We start from the raw sequence: 23,145 nt of genomic DNA, 5'->3' as shown, positions 1-23,145 counted from the left end.
CGCCGTCAGTCGGTGTCCGCGCGGCGGACGACGACGCGCACGTCGGCGAGCGGCACGTAGGTCGTGCCCAGCTCGAGATAGCTCACCCCGCTGTAGCTGCCGAGGGGCAGTTGCTTCGTGGCCTTGCGCGACTTGTAGGTGACGTTGTACCGGCGCAGGTTCTTCTTGTCGCGGGCGATGGTGATCGACTTGCGCACGGCGACGGCATCATCGTCGCCCGTGCCGCCCGCCAGCCACAGGGACGCGCGCGGCGGGCACCGGGAGATCCACCGCGGCGCGTCGATCGGCGGCACGTCGGGAAACGGGTCGCGGACCAGCTTGCGCTTCGACGCGTCATCAGCTCCGTCGTCGTCGGGGATCTCGATCACGAAGAGGAGGAACACCGTCGGGATGACGTTCGCGGCGGGCTGGTTGCCCGGTGAGGTCCCCAACAGCGTGGCCATCTCCTGCGCGTTGTCGAGCAACGTGCCGAACAGCTTCGCGTTGCTGCGCGCCCACGCGTCGGCGGTGAACTTCGGGTCGCGCAGGTCCGCGGAGATCTCGGTCCAGGCGTCGAGGTTGCGTTGCGCCATCACGGCGCCGGTCTCGTTCATGCGGCTCATGAACTCGCCGATGCGGTCCCAGCCGTCGGTGCCGGAGCGCGGCGGGTCGCTGCTCATGCCTGCCTCCCAGTGCTGTAGATGTCGCTCTCGAGCCAGCTGCTCAACACCGATGGGGCAAGCAGGTTGAGCGTCTGGCCGAAGTCGAACGGGGTGTTGCCTCCGGACTGCGGGGTTCGGTCGGAGAACCGCAGCACCTTGCGTGCCGTGAGCCGCCAGAGCCCCGGGCTGATGCACCGCAGCTTCGTCCAGCCGGAGTTGACCAGCAGCCCGCCCGGCCGCTCGTCCCACAGCAGCCGGCTGCGGACGCTCTCCGCGAGCGAGAAGTCCAGGGTCGCCCAGCCCTTGTCCGCGCGGCCCTCTTTGTCCCTGCCGACCTTGAACTCGACCCAGAGCAGGTTCTCGAAGAAGCCCATGTCGGTCTGGCCCCCGCGCGAGTGGATGTCGACGACCTCGCGCAGCTGCTTGGGCTTGTGCGGTGTCCCGCGGTCTTTGCTCCGCTTCTTGACGTACTTGACCTCCCTGAACCAGGTGCTCAGGCCGTCCCAGCTGCGCGGGTCCATCGCCACCAGGAGCGGCTGCAGATCGTCGGCTCTGACCAGCGAGGTCGACGTGACCGACGTGGTCAGCGTCTTCGGGTCCTGCAGCGCGACGGTGAACGCCGGATACACCCGCGGCGCCTGCGCCCCGAGCTCCAGCCGACCCGGCTTCTCGCGCGCGTTCCAGGTCTCCATGAAGGCCACCGTGTCGGCGAACTCGCCCACGTACGTCTCCAGGCTCACGCCGACTTCCTCCTCGAAGTTGCGCAGGGAGCGGGCGCACCGCTTTTGCTGCGTGAGCGTGTCTTCGCCGGGGCGCGGGACCTTCTCCATGTCATGGAGAAAGCCGAGGAAGTCCTCGACGGGCCCGCCGAGCGCCTCCTGGAGGAGCTCGCTCGCGAACAGCGACCCCTCCTCGCGCTTGACGATCACCGCCTGCAGCGCCGCGAACACGTCCAGTCGCTCGAGGGCGTAGCTGACGATCGCCGCGGCGAACAGGCGGGCGTCGCTGCGGTACTGGCTACGCCGCTCGTCGAAGACGGCCAGGTCGAACTTGAGCGTCTCGCAGTAGAAGCGCACGGGCGGCGGATACCGCAGATGGCGGCCACGGAACGGCTCGCGGAACGGGGGGTGCGGAGAGCCGCGGAGCACGGTCCACATGACCTCGCGCTGGAAGTCCTCGGTGCCCTTCGCGCGGACGATGTCGAGCGCCTCGTCGAGTGGCAGGGGCGCGAGGTCCGGCGACACGAGCGTCGGCGGACGCCCGATCTGCCCTTCACGGCCGAGCGAGTGGAACTGCACGCTGAGCATCGCCGTGACGAGACGCTCGTTCAGCGGGCTCTTGCGCTTGGGAGCCAAACCGAGGCGACGGTAACCCTTTCTCCACCGGTCAAGCGTGAAACGGGTTACATCGGCTTAGTACCAAAGTGCACTTGTTTACCGAATGTCAGCGTGCGGACTATGCACGCGGAGCGATCAGGTCGCTCATGATGATCTGGGAGCGGGTGCGGATGACCTGCCCGTCCTGCTGGAGCTCCATGATCAGCCGCTCGAGGTCGCGGTTGTCGCTCGTGCGCACGCGGGCGATGGCGTCAGCGTCGCCGGTGACGCTCCAGGCCTCGACGACCTGCGGGTGGCGCGCGAGGGACGCGGCGACCTGCTCGAGCAGGGTCCCGGGCGCGTAGAAGAGCTCGACCAGCGCCTCGGTGCGCCAGCCGAACGCCTCCGGGTCGATGACCGCGCTGAAGCCGCGGATCGCACCGTCGGCGCGCATCCGGTCGATTCGGCGCTTGACCGCCGGGGAAGACAAGGAGACACGACGCGCGATGTCGTCGTAGCTGCGCCTGCCGTCTTCGACGAGGAGCGCAAGAATCTGTCGATTCACGTCGTCCATACGTTGGATTCTTGCGCACAGACGCCGCAGAACGGTCTTGAGGGCCGGCGGACCGCGCCGTACCTTTGACGGATGGCTCTCCTGCATCCGAACAAGCCCGCGACCCTGCTCTTCGACGAAGCCCACAGCCAGGCCTGGACGATCCGGCCTGAGGTCGCGCAGCGGATGCAGCCCGCGCATCCTGAGGACGTCTCGTACGTGAAGGCGGCCAAGTTGCTCGAGCAGCGCGACTTCACGGTGCGTGCGCACACGGAGGGCCTGCTGACGCAGATCGACGCGGACGTGCTCGTGCTCGCACACCCGTCGGACCCGCGCTGGGAGGCGACGACGGGCGTCGGCTCGCCGCAGCTGAGCGCCGACGAGATCGAGGCGATCCGCGCGTTCGTGCACGCCGGCGGCGGGCTGATCGTGCTGGGCGAGTGCGACCACGACCGCTACGGCAACAACCTCAACGAGCTGCTGGCGTCCTTCGGCATCCAGATCGAGACCGCGACGGTGCAGGACTACGAGCAGTCCGACGGCACGCCGACCTGGATCCGCCCGCTGCTGACCTCCAACGGCCGCGGCTCGTCCGCCGACGTGCTCGCGCGCGTGAACGAGATCCGCCTGTACCGCGCCGGCACGCTCGCGACCACCAACGGCGCGAAGGTGATCGCGCGCGCCTCGACGACCGCCACCGCGCCGCACGCGCCGCTCGCCGTCGTCACCGAGCACGGCGCCGGCCGCGTCGTCGTGCTCTCGGACTCCGACCTGTTCGGCGACGACACGCTCGGCGAGTACGACCACGCCGACCTGTGGCTCAACCTCGTCTACTGGGTCGCGAACCCGTCCTTCAACCACGCCGAGGACATCCAGCCGTCGGCGGCCAAGGCCGACCCCGCGTGGGCCGCGCTCAAGGGCGAGATCGAGGCGCTCCGCGCGCTCCAGAACGCCGACGGCTCGATCGACGCCGACAAGCGCGCCGACGCCGACATCGAGGCGATCACCACCGCGATCGACGTGCTGCGCCCGCACTTCCCGCACCAAGCCGACTACCTCGACGCGGTGATCGCCGACCTCAACGCCTGGGACTTCGAGAAGCCCGACTTCACGAACAGCCTCGAGGCGTTCCGCCCGGACCTGCACCGCGAGGACGGCATCGAGCACCTCGTCGTGTTCCCGATGTACAAGCAGAACGGCCCGTCCGAGAAGGTCTTCGAGGCGCTGATCATCCGCGTCCCGTGGCCCGAGTGGCTCGCGCAGCTGGAGGCGACCCGCTTCCAGAACCCGAAGTTCGTGCCGGTCACGTTCGTGGACCGCACGTCCGGCTACGAGTCCAACACCGCCGTGCTGTTCCCGGAGACGGTGAGCGTCGCCGGCAAGCCCGCCAACCACTTCGGCGCGATCTTCTGCGACCGCGAGGCCGCGCGCCTGCGCGCCGTCGCCACCAAGGCCGCGGACGTGCTGTCCCTCAACCTCGCCCCCGACGCCGCCGCGCTGCTCGCTTCGCCGGAGCTGTCGCGCCAGGCGTTCGTGCTCTGGGACCTCATCCACGACCGCGCGCACAGCCGCGGCGACCTCCCGTTCGACCCGTTCATGATCCGGCAGCGCGCGCCGTACTGGATGTACGCGCTGGAGGAGCTGCGCTGCGACCTGACCGCGTTCGTCGAGGCCGTCAAGCTCGAGCAGGAGGGCTTCGCGTTCGCGCGCTACGTCCAGCACGCGATCCTGCTCGACCGCCTGTTCCGCTTCCCGATCACCGGCCCGCGCGTGCGCAACTACGACGGGCTCGGCGGCCAGCTGCTGTTCGCCTTCCTGCACAAGCACGAGCTGGTGCACTGGACCAACAACGAGCTCACGATCGAGTGGGACGGGATCGCCGAGGGCGTCGCGAACCTGCGCACCCAGGTCGAGACGCTCTACCGCGACGGGATCGACTCGACCAAGCCGCAGTACTGGGCCTCGGCGCACGACCTGGTCTCCACCTACGTCAAGCCGGCGGCCGACAGCGCGTGGCGCAAGGACGTCCGCGAGCTGAGCGACCAGGGCGACCCGCGCCGCTTCATCGACCTCGTCCAGCCCGACGAGTTCCCGCTCTCGCTGTTCTACATCTCGCTCAAGGCCAAGCTCGACGAGACGGTCGAGCTGGCGGGAGCCGCCGCGTGATCGCGATCACCGGCGGCGGGGGCGCGCTCGGCCAAGCGGTCATCGCGCGCCTGGAGCGCGACGGCGCGACCGTCTCGGCGCCCCGCAGCAGCGAGGTCGACCTGCTCGACGCGCAGCAGACCCAGCAGTGGGCGGACTCCCTGACCGGCGTCACCGCGCTCGTGCACCTCGTCGGCGGCTGGAAGGGCGGCGTCGACCCGGCGGACACCGAGTGGCTGCAGAAGCAGCTGCTCACGACCGTGCAGAACGCCTCGCGCGCGTTCCTGGAGCCGCTGAAGGCGAACAACGGGCGCTTCGTGATCGTGTCCTCCAAGCAGGCGCTCGAGCCGACCTGGAGCAACGCGGCCTACGCGGCCGCGAAGGCCGCCGCCGAGGCGTGGACGTTCGCGCTCGCCGACGAGATCACCGCGAACGTGATCGCCGTCAACGCGATCGTCACGCCGGAGATGCGCGCGGCGAAGCCCGACGCGAAGTTCGCCACGTTCACCGATGCGGCGCACATCGCCGACGCGATCGCGTTCCTGCTCTCCCCCGCGGCCGAGAAGATGAACGGCCAGCGGCTCGCCCTACACGGCTGATCTCCGCATGACGATCCGGGTCTCGGTCTGCGCCGCGCCGCCCTGCTGGCGGAGCGCGCGGACCGTCCGGTCGAGGTCGTCGGCGTCCGTGCACGCGACGCTGACCTGGTAGTCCCAGCGGCCCGTGAGGAACAGCACCTCGCGCACGGCGTCCAGGCCGCCCGCGAGGCGCTCGAAGTGCGTGGAGTCCGTCGACGGCATCAGCCGCACGTCGATCAGCGCCTCGAGCGAGCGCCCGAGCGTCTGCGAGTCCACGTTCGCGCTGAACCCGGTGATCACGCCCGCGCGCTGGAGCCGTCGCACGCGGTCGGCCGCGCCGTGCGGCGAGAGGCCGACCTCCGCCCCGATCGACGCGAACGGCGCTCTTCCGTTTCGGAGAAGCAGCTTGATGATTCGGTGGTCTGTCTCGTCTAGCGCTACTGATTTCACAGTCAGACTCGATTCGGGCTGTGGGCCCGTGGATGATCGCACGCGTACCCCACACCCCCTGGAGAGAACCCCGTGCGCATCGGCGTCCCCACCGAGATCAAGACCGACGAAGCCCGCGTTGCCCTCACCCCCGCGGGCGTTCGGGAGCTCACCCGGCGCGGTCATGAAGTCATCGTCCAGAAGGGCGCGGGCCTCGGCTCCGCGATCACGGACGAGGCCTACACCGAGCAGGGCGCGACCCTCGGTGAGGACGCCGATGCCGTCTTCGCCGCCGCGGAGCTGATCGTCAAGGTCAAGGAGCCACAGCCGGTCGAGATCGCGCGCCTGCAGCCGCACCACACCCTCTTCACCTACCTGCACCTCGCGCCCGCGCCCGAGCTGACCAAGGGCCTGATCGACTCCGGCGCCACCTGCATCGCGTACGAGACGATCACCGACGCGCACGGCCGCCTGCCGCTGCTCGCGCCGATGAGCGAGGTCGCGGGCCGGCTCGCCGCGCAGGCGGGCGCGTTCATGCTCGCCAAGCCCCAGGGCGGCCGCGGCGTGCTGATGGGCGGCGTCCCGGGCGTGGAGCCCGCGAACGTGATGGTCATCGGCGGCGGCGTCGTCGGCCTCAACGCCGCGCGCGTCGCGCAGGGCATGGGCGCCGACGTGAAGGTCTACGACCGCTCGATCGACCGCCTGCGCGAGCTGGACCTCATCCTCGGCCAGGGCAAGACCGTCTTCGCCTCCACGCTGTCGATCGAGGAAGGCCTCAAGGAGGCCGACGTCGTGATCGGCGCGGTGCTCGTCCACGGCGCCCGCGCGCCGCACGTCGTCTCCCGCGCGCAGCTCGCGCTGATGAAGCCGGGCGCCGTGCTCGTCGACGTCTCGATCGACCAGGGCGGCTGCTTCGAGACCTCGAAGCCGACGACGCACACCGACCCGGTCTACACGGTCGACGGCATCAGCCACTACTGCGTCGCGAACATGCCGGGCGCCGTGCCGATCTCCTCCACGGCCGCGCTGTCGAACGCGACGCTGCCGTACGTGCTCGAGCTCGCCGACCACGGTGTGCGCGGCGCCTTCGAGCGTGACCCGGGCTTCGAGCAGGGCCTCAGCGTCGCGGGCGGTGCCGTCACCAGCGAGCCGGTCGCCAACGACCAGGGCCTGGCGTTCGTGACGCCGGCCGCGGCGCTCGCGGCCTAGTCGCCCTTCTCGTCGGGCCAGTGGCCGTGCGCGCCGAAGTACTCGCGCGCGGCCTCTTCCTGATCCCGCTCTTTGTCACCGGCGACGCCGAGGCGGAAGAGCCAGTTGAGCAGCAGCACGGACAGGCCGGAGCCGACCAGCATCGCCCAGCCGTCCCAGCGGATCTCGTCCTCGACGGCGAACAGCAGGACGAAGCCCCCCAGCACGAGGGCGAACGGGATTCCGTAGCGCAGCGTCAGAAGGGGCATGTCCACAGCATCGACCCTCGCGCGGAACTGGACCATCGGGTTTTCCCACGGACATGGCTCGACCTCGGTCCAGTGTTCGCGCTTGTGCGATCCCGATCCGTGCGTTTACATTGCGCAGCACGGGAGGACGTATGTACTACTTGCTCATCGACAGCTACGGTGCTTCGCTCGCCGCGTTCCCATCGCGCAAACAGGCCCTGCAGGCCTATTACGCGATGATCCGCGAGGACGAAAACGCGGCCGAGAACATCTCGGTGCTCGAGTGCGACGGCGAAGGCACCGCCGTCAGCAGCCTCGCCGCGCCGGTCACGATCCAGCGCTAGCTCACCTTCACGGTCGATTTCATGGACGGGTGGATCGTGCACACGTACGTGAACGTCCCGGCCTTCGTGAACCTCTTCGTGAACGTGTAGCCCTTCTTGTCGGTCGTGCGCGAGCCGGCGCCGCCCTTGGCGGGCGTGACGTTGTGTCTCCCGGAGGGGGCGCGGGTCATGCCGGATGAGACGCACACAGCCCGCGGCCTATTCCGTGAGACTCAGGCGCCATGAGCCTCAAGGACAAGACGCTGTTCATCTCCGGCGCCAGCCGCGGGATCGGGCTGCAGATCGCACTCCGGGCCGCGCGGGACGGAGCGAACGTCGCGCTGATCGCCAAGACCGCCGAGCCGCACCCGAAGCTGCCGGGCACCGTGTTCACCGCCGCCGAGGAGATCGAGGCCGCGGGCGGCAGGGCGCTGCCGATCGTCGGCGACATCCGGGACGAGAGCAGCGTCGAGGCCGCCGTCGCCAAGACCGTGGAGACGTTCGGCGGCATCGACGTGTGCGTCAACAACGCGTCCGCGATCAACCTGTCCAAGACGGAAGACCTGCCCGTGCGGCGCTTCGACCTGATGCAGTCGATCAACAGCCGCGGCACGTTCGTGGTCTCGCGCGCGTGCCTGCCGCACCTGAAGGCCGCCGAGAACCCGCACATCCTCACGCTCTCGCCGCCGATCAGCCTCGAGCCCAAGTGGCTCGGCGGCCACATCGGCTACACGCTCTCCAAGTACGGGATGAGCCTGCTCGCGCTGGGCCTGGCCGAGGAGCTGCGCGAGGACGGCGTCGCCTCCAACGCGCTGTGGCCGCGCACGCTGATCGCCACCGCGGCGGTGCAGAACCTGCTCGGCGGCGACGCCGCGATGAGCGTCTCGCGCAAGCCCGAGCTGTATGCCGACGCCGCGTACGCGGTGATCACCCGGCCGAGCCGCGAGTGCACGGGCAACACCTACTTGTGCGAGGACGTGCTGCGCGAGGAGGGCGTCACCGATTTCGACCAGTACGCCTACGTCCCCGGTTCCACACCCCAGGTCGACCTCTTCGTTGACTCCGCGGACTAGTTTCCGTACTGACACATTGGACGCGCGCGGTTCTTGATACTGCGCGTTGACCGTGGGCGCCGCGCTCAAAACCGCCGCCGGGCTGGCCGAGACGCTGCTCGAGCGACGGACGCCCGCGGTCACGCGACGGCTCTCACGCACCGAGCGCACGACGGAGCTCGCCGCGGCCGGGCTGTTCCTCGTCATCGCGGCGGTGATGGGCGCGACCGCGGACCCCGAGCCCGCGGGCACGGCGGCGCTGCTGGTGCTCTCCTACGCGCTCGTCCGGCGCGTGCGCTTCCAGCTCGGCACCGGGCTCATCCGGCCGACGCAGGTCGTGTTCGTGCCGATGCTGTTCCTCACCCCGGCCGCCGCGGTGCCGCTGCTGGTGACGCTCGGCGCCGTGCTCGGCGAGCTGCCAGACCTCCTGCGCAAGCGCGCGCATCCGGAGCGGCTCGCGGTCGTCGTCGCCGACGGCTGGTACGCGATCGGTCCCGCGCTCGTGGTCGTGGCCATCGGGGAACCGACGCTGGCGGTGCTCGCGCTCGCGCTGCTCGCGCAGTTCGCCGGCGACTACGCCGCGTCCGCCGCGCGCGAGTGGTTCGGCTCGCGCATCAGCCCGGCGGAGCTGCTGCCGGTGCTGGCGCTCGTGTACGTGATCGACGCGACGCTCGCTCCGATCGGCTACCTCGCCGCGCGCGTGTCCGAGGTGCAGGAGTACGCGTACCTGCTGGCGATCGCGCCCGCCGCGCTGCTCGGCCTGATCGCGCGGGAACGCGGCGAGCGGATCGAGCACGAGCTCGAGCTCGAGCGCGCGTTCCGGCGCTCCACCCGTGCCCTCGACGCCCGCGCCGAGGACCTGCGCCGCCAGGCCGGGCGACTGCAACGCGGGGACGAGCCCGAGGACCGGGCGCGGCTGGAGGGGATCCTGCTCGCGACCACCGTCGAGGCGTTGCACGCCGACGCGGGCCGGCTGTCGGACATCGCCGAGGACGGGCGGCTGCAGCCGCGGCTGGCGATCGGCGAGGTCGGCCCGGCGCTCGAGCTGGCGGAGCTCGCGCTCGGCGCGGCGCAGGCGAACGCGCTCGCGATCGGCGTCGGCCACAGCCACGTGCTCGCGGTCATGCGCGAGGGGTCTCCGTTCAGCGCGGTCGAGCGTGACCTGCTCGAGCACCTCGCGGCGCAGGCCGCGGTGACGCTCGAGAACCTGCGGCTGGAGGAGCTGATGCGCCGCAAGGAGGCCGAGCTGCGGGCGATCCTGGAAGGCGTCGCGGACGCGATCGCGGCCGAGGGGCCGGACGGCCGGCTCGTGTTCGCCAACGGCGCGGCCACGCGGCTGCTCAACGGCGCCGCCAACCTCGGCGAGGCGCTCGGCGTCGCGCCCACGCTCCTCCCCGGCAGCCATGTGTTCGAGGGCGAGGAGCCCGAGCCGCTCGTGATCAAGCGCTCGCACCGGTGGTCACGCGTGAAGGCCAGCCCGGTGCTCGAAGGCGCGCATCCCCGCCTGGCGATCAGCGTCATCGAGGACATCACGGAGATCAAGCAGGCGGAGGAGTCCCAGCGGTTCCTGTCGGAGGCCTCGCGTGTGCTCGCGAGCTCGCTGCAGCTCGACCGCACGCTCCCGGAGGTGACGCGGCTCGCCGCCGCGCACTTCGGCGGCGCGTGCGTGATCGAGCTCGACGGCGCGCAACGCTTCCGGGCCGGGATCGGCATGCCGTCGGTGCTGTTCCCGCTCCACGAGGGCCGGATGCTGCTCGGTGGCGCGGTCGACCACGCGACCGGGGGCGAGCTCGCGCTGCGGGTCGGCAACGCCGTTGAGAACGCGCGCCTGTACCGCCAGCGCGAGGCGATCGCGCACACGCTCCAGCGCTCCCTGCTTCCGCCCGAGCTGCCGGTGATCCCGGGCCTCGACACCGCCGCGCTGTACCGCCCGGCGGGCGAGATCAACGAGGTCGGCGGCGACTTCTACGACCTCTTCCCGCTCGGCCGGAACGAGTGGTTCGCGGTCATCGGCGACGTGTGCGGGAAGGGCGCGGAGGCCGCGGCCGTGACCGCGCTCGTCCGCTACACGATCCGCGCGGCCGTCACGCGCCACCGCTCCCCCGCGAACGTCCTGCGTTGGCTGAACGACGCGATGCTGCGCCAGCAGGCGGACCGGTTCGTGACGCTCGCGTGCGCGCGGATCGAGCTCGACGACGCGGTCATGGTCACCGTCGCCTGCGGCGGCCATCCCGCGCCACGGGTGCTGCGCGCGACCGGGCTCGTGCAGGAGCTCGGCGCGCTCGGAACCGTCGTCGGCCTGCTGAAGACGACCGAGGCCGCCGACCGCACGACGCGGCTCGCGCCGGGTGACGCGCTCGTGCTCTACACGGACGGCCTCACCGAGGCCCGCGCCCCGCACGTGATGACGCCCGCGCAGCTGGACACGGCGGTCGCGGGCGCGCGCCGCCTCGACGCGCGCGGAATCGTCGAGCACCTGTCGGCGCAGGCGCCCGACCCGCTGCGCGACGACCTCGCGCTGCTCGCGATCCGCGTTCAGCCCTGACCCATCGATGACCCGTGGATGGCTCGGCGTCGTAGGTGCCGTCCATGGTCGGCCGGCCGGGCCGACGCAGGGCGGTGTCCTTCGTGGCCCGGCCGGTCGGCCAGGGGCGGTGCATACGGCGGCGAGACGCCGCGGGGATCGGTGGGTCCGGGCTTAGCCTTTGGAGTAAGGGTCGATCCAGACGTCGTCGATCCGGAACGCGCCGAGCGCGCTGGTGAACCGGAAGCGCACGTCCTGCTCGCCCAGCAGGTTCAGGACGATCGGCAGGACCGGCGACGGTGACCAGCCGCCCGTGCCGAGCACGACGCCGACCGGCAGCTCGAGTCCGCCGGCGGCGATCACCGAGACGGTCAGCGTGCCGGTACCGCGCGCGAAGAAGCGCAGCGTCGGGTGCACGAGCGTGATGCAGACGGGATCGGTGATGGCGCTCGCCCCCGCGGGGATGCTGAGCGACTCGTTGCCGCCGCCCCACGGGTGTCCGCCGCCGGTGAACGCCGCGCCGTCGAGGGTCCAGTCCTCGGGCGCGGCCTGGTAGTGGGCGTAGTCCAGCCAGGGCGTGAACGGCTTCGAGAGCGGCTGGTCGATGCACGCCTGGGCGGCAGGAGCGGCGAACAACAGCGCGGTGAGCGCGAGCAGCAGTGGCCGGAGCATGAGAGCGATATCCCCGGCTCGCCCACACCTATATCTGGTAGACCTTGAGCAATCGCTTTTCGTGCTCGGCGTCGATGCGCGCGATCAGCTCGACGTGAGGTTCGAGGCCCGATCCGCGCAGTTTCGTCGCCATCAGCTCGTCGAGCTGGAACACGCCCGCGGAGTTGTTCATCGCCACTTCGACGCGCACGGCGCGCTCGGAGCCGGGAACGATCCGGACCTCGTCGATCGCGGCCGCCGACAGCGAGTGGATGTTCGGCAGGCTGGTCTCGAACGCGACGCGTGAGCGGCCCTGCTCCATGTCGAGCGCGTCCGCGACGCGGACGATGCCGGCCTCGAGCGTGAGCGGGCGCCCGCCCTTGCGGTGGCCGATGATCGCGTGCGTGATCTCCGCCGCGACGACCGTCCGCTCCGGCTCCTCGTAGACGTTCCCGAGCAGCTCCGGCAGCAGATCGGCGGCGAGGTGGAGGCTGTACACCTCGTGGTCGATCCGGTGGATCGACATCCCGAGGTCGTGCAGCAGGCAGCCGCCCGCGATCACCACCTCGGCGTCCTTGTGCGAGAGGTCGAAGTCCTTCTCCATCGAGGACTCCAGGCCCGCGCGGTGCAGGAGCCGGAACAGGTGCAGTGCCCGGTTGAGCACGATCTGCAGGTGCACCCAGGAGTGGTCGTTCATGTCCATCCGGGTCGCCGTGACCTGCTGCATGTGCCAGCGCGCCTTGAGCTTGTCGTTCGCGTTGGCGTTCTCGAGGAAGCGGGAGAGCTTCGGGTTGCGCTCGGTCGGCGCGTGGATGCGCATCGCCGCCACGGCTTCGCGCGGGGTCAGGGGAGGATCGGCCATCGCCTATGCATGTTCGCAACTGTGGAGACAGGTGCACGCCCGGCCGCTTGCACCGCTTGATGAGAACCTGATTAGGTCGTCTTTAGGAGGAGTACTTCAACGAGAGAGGGACTACTGATGCATAAGGCGATGAGGGCCGCCTTGGCAGGTGCTGGATCGGTGCTGGCGTTAGCGTTGTGTGCGCCATCGTCGGCGATCGCGCATCCGTGCGCGAGCGCCAACGCGAAGGCCGCGGCGAACAAGAGCTTCCTGTCGGTCAACAGCGCGACCTGGGTCGGCATGCACCGCCCGGACTTCGCGCACGAGTGCGGCGGCGAAGGCGGCGCGGTCACCTCGACGCTGGCCAAGGCGCGCGCCGCGGGCGTGACGATCGCCGACGACCCGACGTTCGAGCAGATGGTGAGCGAGTTCGAGTACTCGCCGAACATGACGCCGGTCGGCTACTCGGCGAACGTGATCCCGTACCTGCCGAGCCCGTACAACTCGGATCTCGCGTTCCAGGGCGACTACGCGTACATGGGCACCAACGACGGCTTCGTCGTGATCGACATCAAGGACCCGTCGAAGCCCAAGCAGGTGCACCTGAACAAGAGCTGCACGACCTCCCAGGGCGACGTCGTCGTCTACGGCAACATCCTCGTGCGCTCGTGGGACTCCGCGACCAGGGCCGACGGTGCCGCGACGCAGTCCTGCGGCGGCACGCTCGTCGGCGTGGGCTTCGAGGGCGTCCACCTCTTCGACATCACCGACCCGACCAACCCGGTCATGATCGACGTCGGCAACAACCCGGCGGACGGCAAGCAGGGGCTGCGCTTCGGCGTCAACGACGTGCCGCGCAAGGGCTGCGGCTCGCACACGGCCACGGCCGTGCCGTCGCCGGCCAACGACGCGCTGTACATCTACAACGGCGGCTCGAGCAGCACCTGCACGTGGATGGACGTCCTGAAGATCAAGATCTCGGATCCGACCCAGGCCGAGTACGTCAAGCAGGCGCCGGCCGGCCGCCAGTGCCACGACAACACGGTCTTCCTCAACGGCGCGAACAGCCTCGCGTCCTGCGCCGGCGGCAACGGCATCACGCTGTTCAAGTTCGACACCACGATCGATCCGACGCTGCCGGGCGGCATCGAGAACCCGATCCAGCTGTGGTCGAAGAACATGATGGCCAGCGGCGGTCACTCGGCCACGTTCAGCTACGACGGCAAGACCGTCGTGTTCGGCCATGAGCCGGGCGGCGGTGTCCAGGCAAGCTGCGAGCCCATCGACTCGGCGCACTTCAAGTCGCTGTTCATCCTCAACGCCGCGACCGGCGACCAGATCTCGACGGTCCAGATGCCGCGTGAGCAGGACTCGACCCAGAACTGCACCTGGCACAACTTCAACACCGTGCCCACCAAGGGTGGCAACTTCCTCGTGTCCGGCAACTACCAGGCCGGCATCAACGTGATCGACTACTCGCAGCCGGCCGCGCCGAAGGTCATCGCCTACGCCGACCCCAAGGCGCTGCCCAAGACCACCACGTACGGCAGCGACGGCTACCCGGACGGCGGCGACTGGTCGACCTACTGGTACAACGGCAAGATCTACGAGGCCGACATCTACCGCGGCCTCATGGTCTGGGATCTCGACAACTCGTTCACCGACCGGGCGAACACGGTCGCGTACTCGAACCCGCAGACCCAGATCGGCGCGATCACGGCCGACAACGTCGCCCCCACGGTGACGTCGTCCAACGAGGGCGTCGGCTACCTGCAGAACTCGACCGTCCCGGCCGCGTTCAGCTGCGCCGACGAGGGCCTCGGCGTGGACTCGTGCACGAGCGCGACGACGAACCTGGACACGTCCAAGATCGGTCCCGCGTCCTACACGGTCACCGCCGTCGACAAGGCCGGCAACACGACCACGAAGACCGTCGCCTACGTCATCAACAGCACGGCCGTCACGGGCACCCCGGGCGGCACGGTCGCGGCCACGCTCGCCCTGACGCTCGGCACGCCGGCCACGTTCGGCGCGTTCACGCCGGGCGTCGACAAGGAGTACACGGCCACCACCGAGGCGACCGTCATCTCCACCGCGGGTGACGCGGCGCTCAGCGTCGCCGACGCCGGCACCACGCCGGGCTTCCTCGTCAACGGCTCCTTCACCCTGCCGCAGCCGCTGCAGGGTCTCGGCACCGTCAAGACCTGGACCGGCCCGACGTCCAACGAGAAGGTCCCGGTGACCTTCAAGCAGGCGGTCAGCAAGACCGACGCGCTGCGCACGGGCACGTACAGCAAGACGCTCACCTTCACGCTGAGCACCACAAACCCGTAGATCATGTGCCGAGGCCCGGGGCGATCACCCCGGGCCTCCTGGCACGGACCGCGCGTAGCGCTGCGCCAGGACCCGCAGGTGCTCGACGAGCTCGGGCGGCTCGCTCACGTGGAAGTCGATCCCGAGCATGCCGATCCAGACGGCGACGGTCTCGAGGGTGTCGGCGCCGGTGACGAGGACGCAATGGCCGTCGTCGACGGTCTCCACGACGCCGACCGCGGGGTTGATCCGGTCGAGCACGTCCTGGGCGGGAGCGTCGACGAGGATGCGGGCGTGGACCTTCCAGCCGGTCGAGGCGACGTCGCGCAGGACGAACGCGGCGTAGTCGCCGCCTTCGAGCGGGGCGGGTGCGAACCGGGCGCCGCCGGGGAAGCGCAGGCGCATCCAGTCGACGCGGTACACGCGCCACTCGCGGCCGGGCTGCTCGCGGGCGACGAGGTACCAGCGTTGCCGCCAGCTCACGAGCCGGTAGGGGTCGGCGGTGACCGGTCCCTCGGTGCCGTCGTAGGAGAAGCGCACGCCGTCGCGGCCGCTGATGGCGGCGGCCAGCTGAGCCAGCAGGTCCGGGTCGACCGGCACCTCCGGCTCGTTGGTGCCGGTGTTGGCCGGCCCGGCTTCGGTGCTGGCGTGGATCGCCCGGACACGGCGTTGGAGCCGGTCCGGCAGCGTCCGCTCGAGCTTGGCCATCGCCGCGGCGCTCGCGTCCGCCAAGCCCGGGGCGACGCCGGCGCTCCCGAGCCCGATGGCCACGGCGACCGCTTCGTCGTCGCTGAGCAGCAGCGGGGGCAGCTGGCCGTGCCGGCCCAGCCGGTAGCCGCCGCCGGGGCCGCGCGTCGCGTCGACCGGATAGCCCAGTCCGCGGAGTCGCTCGATGTCCTTGCGCAGCGTCCGATCGGTCACGCCGAGCAGCCCGACGAGGTCAGGGCCGCTCCAGACCGGCTGGCTCTGCAGGTAGCCCAGCAGCAGCAGGAGCCGACTCGAGGTCGATTGCGGAACGTTTTGCACCTGAATTGAGCATACCTTGCCGTTCATGACGAACACCGCGCTGGAGATCGAGCCCTTCACCATCGACATCCCGCAGGACGCGCTGGACGACCTGCAGGCCCGCCTGGCCCGGACCCGCTTCGCCGCCGAGTGGCCAGGCGCCGGCTGGACCCAGGGCACGCCCGTCTCCTACCTGCGCCCGCTGGTCGAGCGCTGGCGCACCGAGTTCGACTGGCGCACGCACGAGGCGCGGATGAACGCCCACCCGCAGTTCCGCACGGAGATCGACGGCCAGACCTTCCACTTCCTGCACGTCGTCTCGCCGCACGCGGACGCGACGCCGCTGCTGCTCACCCACACCTACCCCGGCTCGTTCGCGGACTTCCTCGACGTCATCGGCCCGCTCAGCGACCCGACCGCGCACGGCGGCCGCGCCGAGGACGCGTTCCACCTCGTCATCCCGAGCCTGCCCGGGATGGGCTTCAGCACGCCGCTGTCGTCCACCGACTGGACGCTGGAACGCACGGCGCGGGCGTTCGACCGGCTCATGCGCGGCCTCGGGTACGAGCGCTACGGCGCGCACGGGTCCGACGGCGGCGCGATGCTCTCCCGCGAGCTCGCGATCTCCAACCCGGACGGGTTCCTCGGCGCGCACGTGCTGCAGCTGTTCTCGTTCCCGTCCGGCGACCCCGCCGAGTTCGAGGGCGTGGGCCCCGACGACTACGCGGCGCTCGAGTTCGCCGGCTGGTTCCAGACGGTCAACGGCTATGCCGACATGAACGCCAAGCGCCCGCTCACGATCGCCGCGGCGCTGAGCGACTCCCCCATCGGGCTGCTTGCCTACCACGAGCTCTTCGAGAACTTCGGCAACGGCACCAGCCTGATGACCCCTGAGCAGGTGCTGCTGCAGGTCAGCCTGCAGTGGCTGACCAACACCTCCGCCGGCGCCGTGCTCCTGCACCACGTCGAGAAGGACGTCCCCGTGCGCGTGAACGACGGCCCGATCGGCGTCGCCGTGTTCGCCGACGACTTCAAGACGATCCGCCCCTTCGCCGAGCGCGACAACACCAACATCGTCTCGTGGACCGAGCACCCCCGCGGCGGCCACTTCGCCGCGATGGAGGTGCCGGACGAGCTCGTGCGCGCGGTGCGTGAGTTCTACGCCGGGCGCGCGGCTCGCCCGTAGAACATTCGGCCGAGGCCCGGGGTTTCGCCTCGGGCCTCGGCTAGGGTCTCGCTCGTGCCTGAGGAGAGCGTGGTGCTGATCGACGAGGACGACCGCGAGCTGGGGGTCGGCGAGAAGCTCGCCGTGCACCAGACCGGTGAGCTGCACCGCGCGTTCTCGGTCTTCGCCTTCAACCCGGCGGGCGAGCTGCTGCTGCAGCGCCGCGCGCTCGGCAAGTACCACTCCCCCGGCCTGTGGACGAACTCCGCCTGCGGCCATCCCCGCCCGGGCGAGACCACCGAGGCCGCCGCCGCCCGCCGCTTCCGCGAGGAGCTCGGCATCGAAGCGGGCGAGCTGCGCGAGGTCGGGATTCTCCGCTACCGCGCCGAGCTCGCCGACCTGGTCGAGAACGAGCTCGACCACCTGCTCGTGTGCGAGATCTCCGTCGACCCGTCGCCCGACCCGGACGAGGTCGTCGAGTGGCGCTTCGTCCCGGTCGCCGAGCTGGACGAGTGGATCGCCCGCGCCCGCGAGACCGAGTTCACGGCATGGTTCCCGCCCGCCTGGGAGATCGTCAGCGCTCGAGCGCGCTGAGCCCGCGCCGGATCGCGAGCGGCGCATCGCCGCTCACCGAGATCAGCGTCTCCTCGCCGCGCTCCCGCAGCTCGAACACGATCTGCGCGCGCTCCTTGTGCAGCAGCGCGAGCAACCCGATCGGGAAGAACACGACCGCGACCACGTAGGTCCAGAGCGGTCGGCGCTCGCGTGCGAAGACCTTGAGCGCCTCGCCGCCGTGCACGAGCGCGTAGCCGTGCGTCCGCATCAGCGGCGCGACGAACTCCTCCAGGTCGGTTGCGGCCCGCCGGCGGTCGGTCGGCGCGACCCAACGCGCGCTGAACCCGAAGCGTCCGGGGATCCGTGGAAGCCCGCGGTCCGGGGACGGCGCGGGCGGCGGCGGAGCGGCGAGCTGGGCGGCCGGGATGTCGTCCAGCAGCACGAGCAGCTCACCGCGGGTCTTGGCCAGGTACGCCTGGGTCGTGCGCTCGGTGAACTCGTCCATGTCCAGGCGCCCCTCACCCACGGCGTCGCGAAGGAACCCGACGGTCTGCTCGCGTTCCGCGTCTGAGGCGCGCATTCGGTCGGCCGGCACGGCCTCCAAGATAGTTACGGGTCCGTCGTCGTCAGCGTGAAGGTCAGCGTCTTCGTGTAGGTCCCGGTCCGGAGCGCGTCAGTTCGTGCGATGGCCTGTCTGAACGTGAGCGTGACGGTCGTGTTGGACACCGGCCCGGTCCAGGTCGCGGGCGTCATCTCCACGCGCAGCGCCTGCGGGAGGTGGTAGGTCCCGTTCTCCAGATGGCCGGGGTCGGAGACGCTCAGCGTCGCCGAGCCCGCCGTCGAGGTGACCGTGGCGCGGGCGCTGACGGTGTACTCGCGGTCGAGGCCGGGCGTGAACGTGCCGAAGCTCGCGGCGCCGTCGAGGCTCAGCGCGAGCGTCGCGGGAACGGTGCCGCCGACGGTCCCGGGTCCGGGGTTTCGACCCCAGTCGGGTGACTCGTCGCGGCCCGCGTAGGTGGTGAGCTGGCGCTGGTCGGTGCCATCGGGCGCCATCGTCCAGACGTTGTAATCCGTGTTGCTGAGCGCGCGCGTGAACGCGAGGCGCGTGCCGTCGGGCGACCAGGCGGGGCCTTCTTCCCAGTTGCCGTTGTGGGTGAGCTGGCGGACGTTCGAGCCGTCGGCGTTCATGACGTAGATCTCCCGGTCGCCGTCGAGGTCGCTTTCGAAGGCGATCTGGCGGCCGTCCGGCGACCAGGCGGGAGCGGAGTCGTAGCTCCGCGGGCTGTGATCGAACAGCGTCGTGATCGCACCGGTGGCGACGTCCATCGCCTGGATGTTGCGCGCGTCCGCGCCCTTCACCGTCGAGAACAGCACGGTCCGCATGTCGGGCGAGAAGCTCGGATAGAACTGGTCCTCGGGCAGCACCACGACGGGCCGGCGGTTCGTGCCGTCCAGGTTCATCGCCCAGACGTCCGAGCGCGTGGGCGGAGCGGTGGTGGTGCGGCGGTAGAGCAGGCCCTGCCCGTTCGGGAACCAACTGGGCTGCGTGGTCTGCGTGCCGTCGCCGGCGTGCGGGATGTCGGTGACCACGGGACGTCCTGCGGCGTCGCGCACGCGGAAGTCGAGGATGGCGGACTCGAAGCGGCTGTTGCGGCGATTGCGGAACGCGATCCGGGTTCCGTCCGGCGACCAGTCCGGCTGGGCATCGTAGGCAGGGTCGAAGACCGCCTGCTGCTTGTCCGTCCCGTCGGCGTTCATCGTCCAGAGGTCACCCGCGAGGGGATCGGCGCTGGACTCGAAGGAGGTGTACACGAGGCGCCCGTTGACCGGCTCCGCGGCGGCGGAGGGTGCGGCGCTCGCGAGGCCGATGGCTCCGGCGAGGAGCCACGCCCGGTGCGCGTGGGTCATGACGCGACGCTACGCCGATGGTGAAGAGAACTCAACCGCCTGTCCCCTTATCTTCATCTGACGCACCTCCCACCAAGCTCGGTGGACATGACCGATCCCCTGCTGTGGCTCGATGGCGACCCGACTGACGGGCGTCGTGTGCGGGCCTATGAACCGGAGGCGCCGCCGGTCCCGCCGCCGGCCGCGTCGCCTCCGCCTCCCGCGCCTTCGCGGCGGCGAGGCCACTTCGGCGCGGCGGTTGCGGGTGGGCTCGTGTCCGCCGTGCTGGTGGGCGGGGGCGCGTTCGCGTTCGGCGTGATCGACGACGACTCGCCCGCCTCCGCCGCCAACGTGCCCGCGCTCGTGGGCGCCAAGCAGGAAGGCGACGTGGCCGCGATCTACACGGCCGCGCGTGAGGCCGTCGTGTCGATCTCGACCGGCAGCGGGTCCGGGACGGGCTTCGTCACCGACGGGTCCGGCACGATCGTCACCAACGCGCACGTGGTCGGCAGCGCGAGCACCGTGCAGGTGCAGTTCGCCGACGACGAGACGTTGACGGGGCGCGTGACCGGCGTCGACCGCTCCTCCGACCTCGCGGTCGTGACGGTGAGCGCCGGCCGCCAGCTCAAGGCGCTGTCGCTCGCCGACTCGACCGGCGTCAAGACGGGGCAGCTCGCGGTCGCGATCGGCTCGCCGTTCGGGCTCTCGCAGACGACGACGGCCGGCATCGTGTCCGGCACCGGGCGCCACATCCAGGCGCCCGACGGCTTCCAGATCGACTCGGTCATCCAGACCGACGCGCCGATCAACCCCGGCAACTCGGGCGGTCCGCTGCTCGACGCCAAGGGGCGCGTGATCGGCGTCAACTCGCAGATCGCGTCGCAGTCGGGCGGGAGCGTCGGGATCGGCTTCGCGGTGCCGTCGAACACGGTCCGCGACGTGATCCCCCGGCTCGAGCGCGGCGAGACGATCAAGCGTGCGTACCTCGGTGTCTCCACGAGTGGAGGCGCGAGCGGCGTCACGGTCGCCTCGGTTTCGAGCGGAGGCCCCGCTGAGGCGGCCGGCCTGCGCGTCGGTGACGTGATCCGCTCCGTCGCGGGTGACGACGTCGGCGACTCCGACGACGTCGCGGCCGCGATCCAGGATCGCCGTCCCGGTCAGCAGGTCGCGGTCGAGATCACGCGCGGCGGCGCCCAGCAGACGATCCAGGTCGAGCTCGGGACGCGGCCGTGAGCTTCCAGTCCCCGTGGCTGCTGGTCGGCCTGGTGCTGATCCCGCTGCTGAGCGTGGCGTACGTGTTCACCGAACGTCGTCGCCGGCGCGCGGCGGCGGCGTTCGCCTCCCCCCGTGTGGCGGTCTCGGCCGTCCCGCGCGCGCCCGGCTGGCGCCGGCACCTTCCGCTCGGTCTGGCTGGGCTCGCGACCGCGGCGCTCATCGCCGCGCTGGCCCGTCCGCAGGTGAGCGTGGCGGTGCCGGCCGAGCAGGCGACGATCGTGCTCGCCATGGACCACTCCGGGTCGATGATGGCCACGGACGTCGCGCCGTCGCGGCTCGACGCGGCGAAGGACGCCGGCGAGGCGTTCCTCGACAAGGTGCCCGAGAAGGTGCGGGTCGGCGGCGTCGTCTTCAACAACCGTGCGCAGGCCGTGTCCTCCCCCACGACGGATCGGGACGAGCTGCGCAGCGCTTTGGAGGCCGCGATGACGCCGAGCGGCGGCACCGCGACCGGCGACGCGCTCTCGACCTCGCTCGCGATGATCCGCTCCCAGAAGGCGCCGGGCGCGATCGTGCTGCTCTCCGACGGCAAGGCGACGCACGGGACCGACCCGCTGCCGGTCGCCGACGAGGCCAAGCGGCTGAAGATCCCGATCTACACCGTCGCGCTGGGCACGGCTTCGGGCACGCTGCCGAACGGCGACGCGGTTCCGCCGGACGTCACCACGCTGCGGGAGATCGCGGAGCGGAGCGGCGGCGAGGCGTTCACCGCCGACCAGGCGGGCGCGCTGAGCTCCGTCTACGAGAAGCTCGGGTCCGAGGTCGCCACCAAGCACGAGCAGCGCGAGGTCACCAGCGCGTTCGCGGGCGGTGCCGTACTCCTGCTGCTGCTCGGCAGCGGGCTCTCTCTTAGGTGGTTTCGTCGACTCCTTTGAGGTTGCGTTCAGCAACTGGAGCTTGACTGTGGGCATGCGCCGAGCCGGATTTGCCGCAACGCTCGTCGCCGGGGTGGGTTTCCTCGGCGCATCCCTGCACGGCATGACCAGCGTGGATCGCACGCTGGCCATCGCCGCCGCCACGCCCACGCCCTCCGCGCCCACGCCCGAGCTGGTGCTCGAGAAGCAGCAGCGCCCCGCCTGGGACTGCGACCGCTATGAGCACCGCGACCGGGAGCGCGACCGCACCCCCGGTGGCCAGGTGTGAGTCAGTCCTTCGCGGCTTTGACGATCGTCGCGATCACGTAGTAGACGGACAGCAGGAAGAACGCGCCGCCGATGAGCGCGCGGGCGTTCTCGTCCTTGATCGGGACGCGCGGCGCGACGACGTCCGCGACCTTCTCCCGCCACCCGCTCAACCCCGCATGCCCGACAGTCTTGTGCAGCTCCATGGCAGCATCCCTACCCAGTGATCGTCGAAGTCGAGCGCCAGGAGCAGTACTGGTATCCGGATGACGGTGGCGAGGTCTGGGTCGCGGGCTTCCAACTGGTCGACGCGGACGGTCGCTTCCTGAGCCGCGGCGAGCTGCCCGACGGGCTGAAGGTCACCCACGTCGCCGGCGCGTTCCACCGGCCGGAGGCGCTCGCGTCCGACCTGGCCGCACCGGGGTGTGCGTTGACGCTGCGCGCCGAGCCCGAGAACCCGCACGACCCGTCCGCGCTCGCCGTCGACCTGGCCGACGGCACGCCGCTCGGCTACGTGCCGCGCGAGTTCACGCTCGACGTCGTCGGGTGGAGCGCGCTGGTCCTGCGTGAGCGGCGCCGCTCGCCGCGCGACCCGCGCGACGGCGTGACGATGCTGCTGTCCCGGGAGCCGGTAGAACTCCGCGTTCGATGATCGCGCGGTTGACCGTTGACGACGCGGGCGAGCTGCTGACCGTGCAGCGCGCAGCCTACGTGGGCGAGTCGATGGTCTACGAGCAGTTCCTGCCGCCGCTGCACGAGACGCTCGACGAAGTGCGTGCCGTGTTGGCGAGGGACGACGTCACGGTCCTCGGGCAGCGCGAGGACGGTCGGCTGCTCGGAGCGGTGCGGGTGATGCCGACCGGCGAGGTCGCGCGCCTGTGCGTCGTGCCGGACAAGCAGGGCGCCGGGCTCGGCACCGCGTTGCTGGGCGCCGCGATCGAGGCCGGCGGCACCTGGCTGTTCACGGGCGACCGGAGCGCCGGGAACCTGCGCCTGTACGGGAAGCACGGCTTCGTCGAGACCCGCCGCGAGCCCGCGCCGGGGCACGAGCTCGTGTTCCTGGCGCTCCAGGCCTGAGCGTCAGCGCCGCGGCAACGTCCCCGGCGCGCCCCGGCGCCCGCGCTGCTTCGCCGGCCCGGTCCGCGGCACGGTCCCGGGCGCCTTCGCCTTGCCCTCGGACGCCCGAGGTGGCGAGGGCGCGGGTGCGGACGCGTGTGACTGCGGGCTGCTGACGGCGCCGAACGCCACGATGACGACCAATGAGCCGGCGACGCGTGTCTTGAAGGTCATGCCCCAAGTCAACGCGCCCCGACGTTGCCGACGCGTATGCGGTTT

At 70.8% G+C, this 23,145-nt stretch carries 27 protein-coding genes; 14 read left to right on the top strand and 13 right to left on the bottom strand.

All coding sequences use genetic code 11. The features are described from left to right. Window positions 1-5: 5 nt before the first annotated feature. From OJ997_RS04295 to OJ997_RS04285, 3 genes are all read right to left on the bottom strand, one after another. Window positions 6-659, bottom strand: a complete 654-nt coding sequence (locus OJ997_RS04295; protein WP_270023793.1) for a hypothetical protein — start codon at window positions 657-659, stop codon at window positions 6-8. Then, a complete protein-coding gene (locus tag OJ997_RS04290; RefSeq protein WP_270023792.1) occupies window positions 656-1,996 on the bottom strand; it encodes a hypothetical protein in 1,341 nt (446 codons plus the stop codon). Before OJ997_RS04290 ends, OJ997_RS04295 begins: the two co-directional genes overlap by 4 nt. A 100-nt stretch (window positions 1,997-2,096) precedes the next feature. Further along, a complete protein-coding gene (locus tag OJ997_RS04285; RefSeq protein WP_270023791.1) occupies window positions 2,097-2,531 on the bottom strand; it encodes an Lrp/AsnC family transcriptional regulator in 435 nt (144 codons plus the stop codon). 72 nt (window positions 2,532-2,603) lie between these two features. Here OJ997_RS04285 and OJ997_RS04280 point away from each other — a divergent pair, with 72 nt between their 5' ends. Further along, complete coding sequence (locus OJ997_RS04280; protein ID WP_270023790.1) at window positions 2,604-4,676, top strand: DUF6421 family protein; 2,073 nt, start codon at window positions 2,604-2,606, stop codon at window positions 4,674-4,676. Next, entirely contained in the window at window positions 4,673-5,254 is a 582-nt protein-coding gene (locus OJ997_RS04275; RefSeq protein ID WP_270023789.1) for an SDR family NAD(P)-dependent oxidoreductase, read from the top strand. The genes OJ997_RS04280 and OJ997_RS04275 overlap by 4 nt, the downstream gene beginning before the upstream one ends. On the opposite strand, the gene OJ997_RS04270 is transcribed toward OJ997_RS04275, so the two are convergent. After that, entirely contained in the window at window positions 5,243-5,848 is a 606-nt protein-coding gene (locus OJ997_RS04270; RefSeq protein ID WP_270023788.1) for an Lrp/AsnC family transcriptional regulator, read from the bottom strand. The genes OJ997_RS04275 and OJ997_RS04270 overlap by 12 nt on opposite strands. Between OJ997_RS04270 and ald the strand changes: the two genes are divergently transcribed. Then, on the top strand, window positions 5,756-6,871 hold the full coding sequence (ald, locus tag OJ997_RS04265; RefSeq protein ID WP_270023787.1) for an alanine dehydrogenase: 1,116 nt from the start codon (window positions 5,756-5,758) through the stop codon (window positions 6,869-6,871). The genes OJ997_RS04270 and ald overlap by 93 nt on opposite strands. Here the strand turns inward: ald and OJ997_RS04260 are convergent. Continuing rightward, entirely contained in the window at window positions 6,868-7,119 is a 252-nt protein-coding gene (locus OJ997_RS04260) for a hypothetical protein (RefSeq protein WP_270023786.1), read from the bottom strand. The two genes, ald and OJ997_RS04260, sit on opposite strands and share 4 nt — an antisense overlap. Before the next feature lie 140 nt (window positions 7,120-7,259). Between OJ997_RS04260 and OJ997_RS04255 the strand changes: the two genes are divergently transcribed. Continuing rightward, on the top strand, window positions 7,260-7,442 hold the full coding sequence (locus OJ997_RS04255; protein ID WP_270023785.1) for a hypothetical protein: 183 nt from the start codon (window positions 7,260-7,262) through the stop codon (window positions 7,440-7,442). Here OJ997_RS04255 and OJ997_RS04250 read toward each other — a convergent pair. Then, the gene (locus OJ997_RS04250; protein ID WP_270023784.1) at window positions 7,439-7,612 is read right to left on the bottom strand and encodes a cupredoxin domain-containing protein; all 174 of its coding nucleotides are present in this window, start codon (window positions 7,610-7,612) and stop codon (window positions 7,439-7,441) included. The genes OJ997_RS04255 and OJ997_RS04250 overlap by 4 nt on opposite strands. Before the next feature lie 51 nt (window positions 7,613-7,663). Between OJ997_RS04250 and OJ997_RS04245 the strand changes: the two genes are divergently transcribed. Together OJ997_RS04245 and OJ997_RS37355 are read left to right on the top strand one after the other, a co-directional pair. After that, window positions 7,664-8,494 (top strand): SDR family oxidoreductase, encoded by an 831-nt coding sequence (locus OJ997_RS04245; protein ID WP_270023783.1) that lies wholly within the window; start codon window positions 7,664-7,666, stop codon window positions 8,492-8,494. A gap of 52 nt (window positions 8,495-8,546) precedes the next feature. Then, a complete protein-coding gene (locus OJ997_RS37355; RefSeq protein ID WP_270023782.1) occupies window positions 8,547-11,018 on the top strand; it encodes a SpoIIE family protein phosphatase in 2,472 nt (823 codons plus the stop codon). Window positions 11,019-11,171: 153 nt separating this feature from the next. Here OJ997_RS37355 and OJ997_RS04235 read toward each other — a convergent pair whose 3' ends face one another. After that, window positions 11,172-11,669, bottom strand: coding sequence for a hypothetical protein (locus OJ997_RS04235; protein WP_270023781.1), 498 nt, complete (start codon window positions 11,667-11,669; stop codon window positions 11,172-11,174). A gap of 28 nt (window positions 11,670-11,697) precedes the next feature. Next, complete coding sequence (locus tag OJ997_RS04230) at window positions 11,698-12,510, bottom strand: HD domain-containing protein (RefSeq protein WP_270023780.1); 813 nt, start codon at window positions 12,508-12,510, stop codon at window positions 11,698-11,700. A 174-nt stretch (window positions 12,511-12,684) separates the two neighbouring features. Between OJ997_RS04230 and OJ997_RS04225 the strand changes: the two genes are divergently transcribed. After that, window positions 12,685-14,823: a hypothetical protein gene (locus OJ997_RS04225; RefSeq protein WP_270023779.1), complete on the top strand. Its 2,139-nt coding sequence runs from the start codon at window positions 12,685-12,687 to the stop codon at window positions 14,821-14,823. 24 nt (window positions 14,824-14,847) lie between these two features. On the opposite strand, the gene OJ997_RS04220 is transcribed toward OJ997_RS04225, so the two are convergent. Continuing rightward, window positions 14,848-15,828 carry a helix-turn-helix transcriptional regulator gene (locus tag OJ997_RS04220; protein WP_270023778.1) on the bottom strand — a complete coding sequence of 327 codons (981 nt, stop codon included), beginning with the start codon at window positions 15,826-15,828 and terminating at the stop codon, window positions 14,848-14,850. A gap of 25 nt (window positions 15,829-15,853) precedes the next feature. Here OJ997_RS04220 and OJ997_RS04215 point away from each other — a divergent pair, with 25 nt between their 5' ends. Both OJ997_RS04215 and idi read left to right on the top strand, forming a co-directional pair. Continuing rightward, window positions 15,854-16,993 carry an epoxide hydrolase family protein gene (locus OJ997_RS04215; RefSeq protein WP_270023777.1) on the top strand — a complete coding sequence of 380 codons (1,140 nt, stop codon included), beginning with the start codon at window positions 15,854-15,856 and terminating at the stop codon, window positions 16,991-16,993. A gap of 54 nt (window positions 16,994-17,047) precedes the next feature. Beyond that, window positions 17,048-17,566 (top strand): isopentenyl-diphosphate Delta-isomerase, encoded by a 519-nt coding sequence (gene idi / locus OJ997_RS04210; RefSeq protein ID WP_270023776.1) that lies wholly within the window; start codon window positions 17,048-17,050, stop codon window positions 17,564-17,566. On the opposite strand, the gene OJ997_RS04205 is transcribed toward idi, so the two are convergent. Further along, complete coding sequence (locus OJ997_RS04205) at window positions 17,547-18,122, bottom strand: DUF1707 SHOCT-like domain-containing protein (protein ID WP_270023775.1); 576 nt, start codon at window positions 18,120-18,122, stop codon at window positions 17,547-17,549. The genes idi and OJ997_RS04205 overlap by 20 nt on opposite strands. A gap of 14 nt (window positions 18,123-18,136) precedes the next feature. Further along, the gene (locus OJ997_RS04200) at window positions 18,137-19,435 is read right to left on the bottom strand and encodes a DPP IV N-terminal domain-containing protein (protein WP_270023773.1); all 1,299 of its coding nucleotides are present in this window, start codon (window positions 19,433-19,435) and stop codon (window positions 18,137-18,139) included. A gap of 87 nt (window positions 19,436-19,522) precedes the next feature. Here OJ997_RS04200 and OJ997_RS04195 point away from each other — a divergent pair, with 87 nt between their 5' ends. The 3 genes from OJ997_RS04195 to OJ997_RS04185 all read left to right on the top strand — a co-directional run bounded on the left by OJ997_RS04195 (window position 19,523) and on the right by OJ997_RS04185 (window position 21,832). Continuing rightward, the gene (locus OJ997_RS04195) at window positions 19,523-20,647 is read left to right on the top strand and encodes a S1C family serine protease (RefSeq protein WP_270023772.1); all 1,125 of its coding nucleotides are present in this window, start codon (window positions 19,523-19,525) and stop codon (window positions 20,645-20,647) included. Further along, on the top strand, window positions 20,644-21,564 hold the full coding sequence (locus OJ997_RS04190; RefSeq protein WP_270023771.1) for a VWA domain-containing protein: 921 nt from the start codon (window positions 20,644-20,646) through the stop codon (window positions 21,562-21,564). The genes OJ997_RS04195 and OJ997_RS04190 overlap by 4 nt, the downstream gene beginning before the upstream one ends. Before the next feature lie 103 nt (window positions 21,565-21,667). Beyond that, window positions 21,668-21,832, top strand: coding sequence for a hypothetical protein (locus OJ997_RS04185; RefSeq protein WP_270023770.1), 165 nt, complete (start codon window positions 21,668-21,670; stop codon window positions 21,830-21,832). 1 nt (window position 21,833) lies between these two features. Here OJ997_RS04185 and OJ997_RS04180 read toward each other — a convergent pair whose 3' ends face one another. Then, window positions 21,834-22,016, bottom strand: coding sequence for a hypothetical protein (locus OJ997_RS04180; protein WP_270023769.1), 183 nt, complete (start codon window positions 22,014-22,016; stop codon window positions 21,834-21,836). Window positions 22,017-22,033: 17 nt separating this feature from the next. Here OJ997_RS04180 and OJ997_RS04175 point away from each other — a divergent pair, with 17 nt between their 5' ends. Together OJ997_RS04175 and OJ997_RS04170 are read left to right on the top strand one after the other, a co-directional pair. Next, complete coding sequence (locus OJ997_RS04175; protein WP_270023768.1) at window positions 22,034-22,462, top strand: HIRAN domain-containing protein; 429 nt, start codon at window positions 22,034-22,036, stop codon at window positions 22,460-22,462. An 8-nt stretch (window positions 22,463-22,470) separates the two neighbouring features. Next, entirely contained in the window at window positions 22,471-22,887 is a 417-nt protein-coding gene (locus tag OJ997_RS04170; RefSeq protein WP_270023767.1) for a GNAT family N-acetyltransferase, read from the top strand. A gap of 3 nt (window positions 22,888-22,890) precedes the next feature. Here OJ997_RS04170 and OJ997_RS04165 read toward each other — a convergent pair whose 3' ends face one another. Beyond that, entirely contained in the window at window positions 22,891-23,100 is a 210-nt protein-coding gene (locus OJ997_RS04165) for a hypothetical protein (RefSeq protein ID WP_270023766.1), read from the bottom strand. Between the last annotated feature and the right edge of the window lie 45 nt (window positions 23,101-23,145).

Source organism: Solirubrobacter phytolaccae, from assembly GCF_027587195.1.
Taxonomy (GTDB): Bacteria; Actinomycetota; Thermoleophilia; order Solirubrobacterales; family Solirubrobacteraceae; genus Solirubrobacter; species Solirubrobacter phytolaccae.
This window is presented reverse-complemented; position numbering and strand designations above follow the sequence as displayed.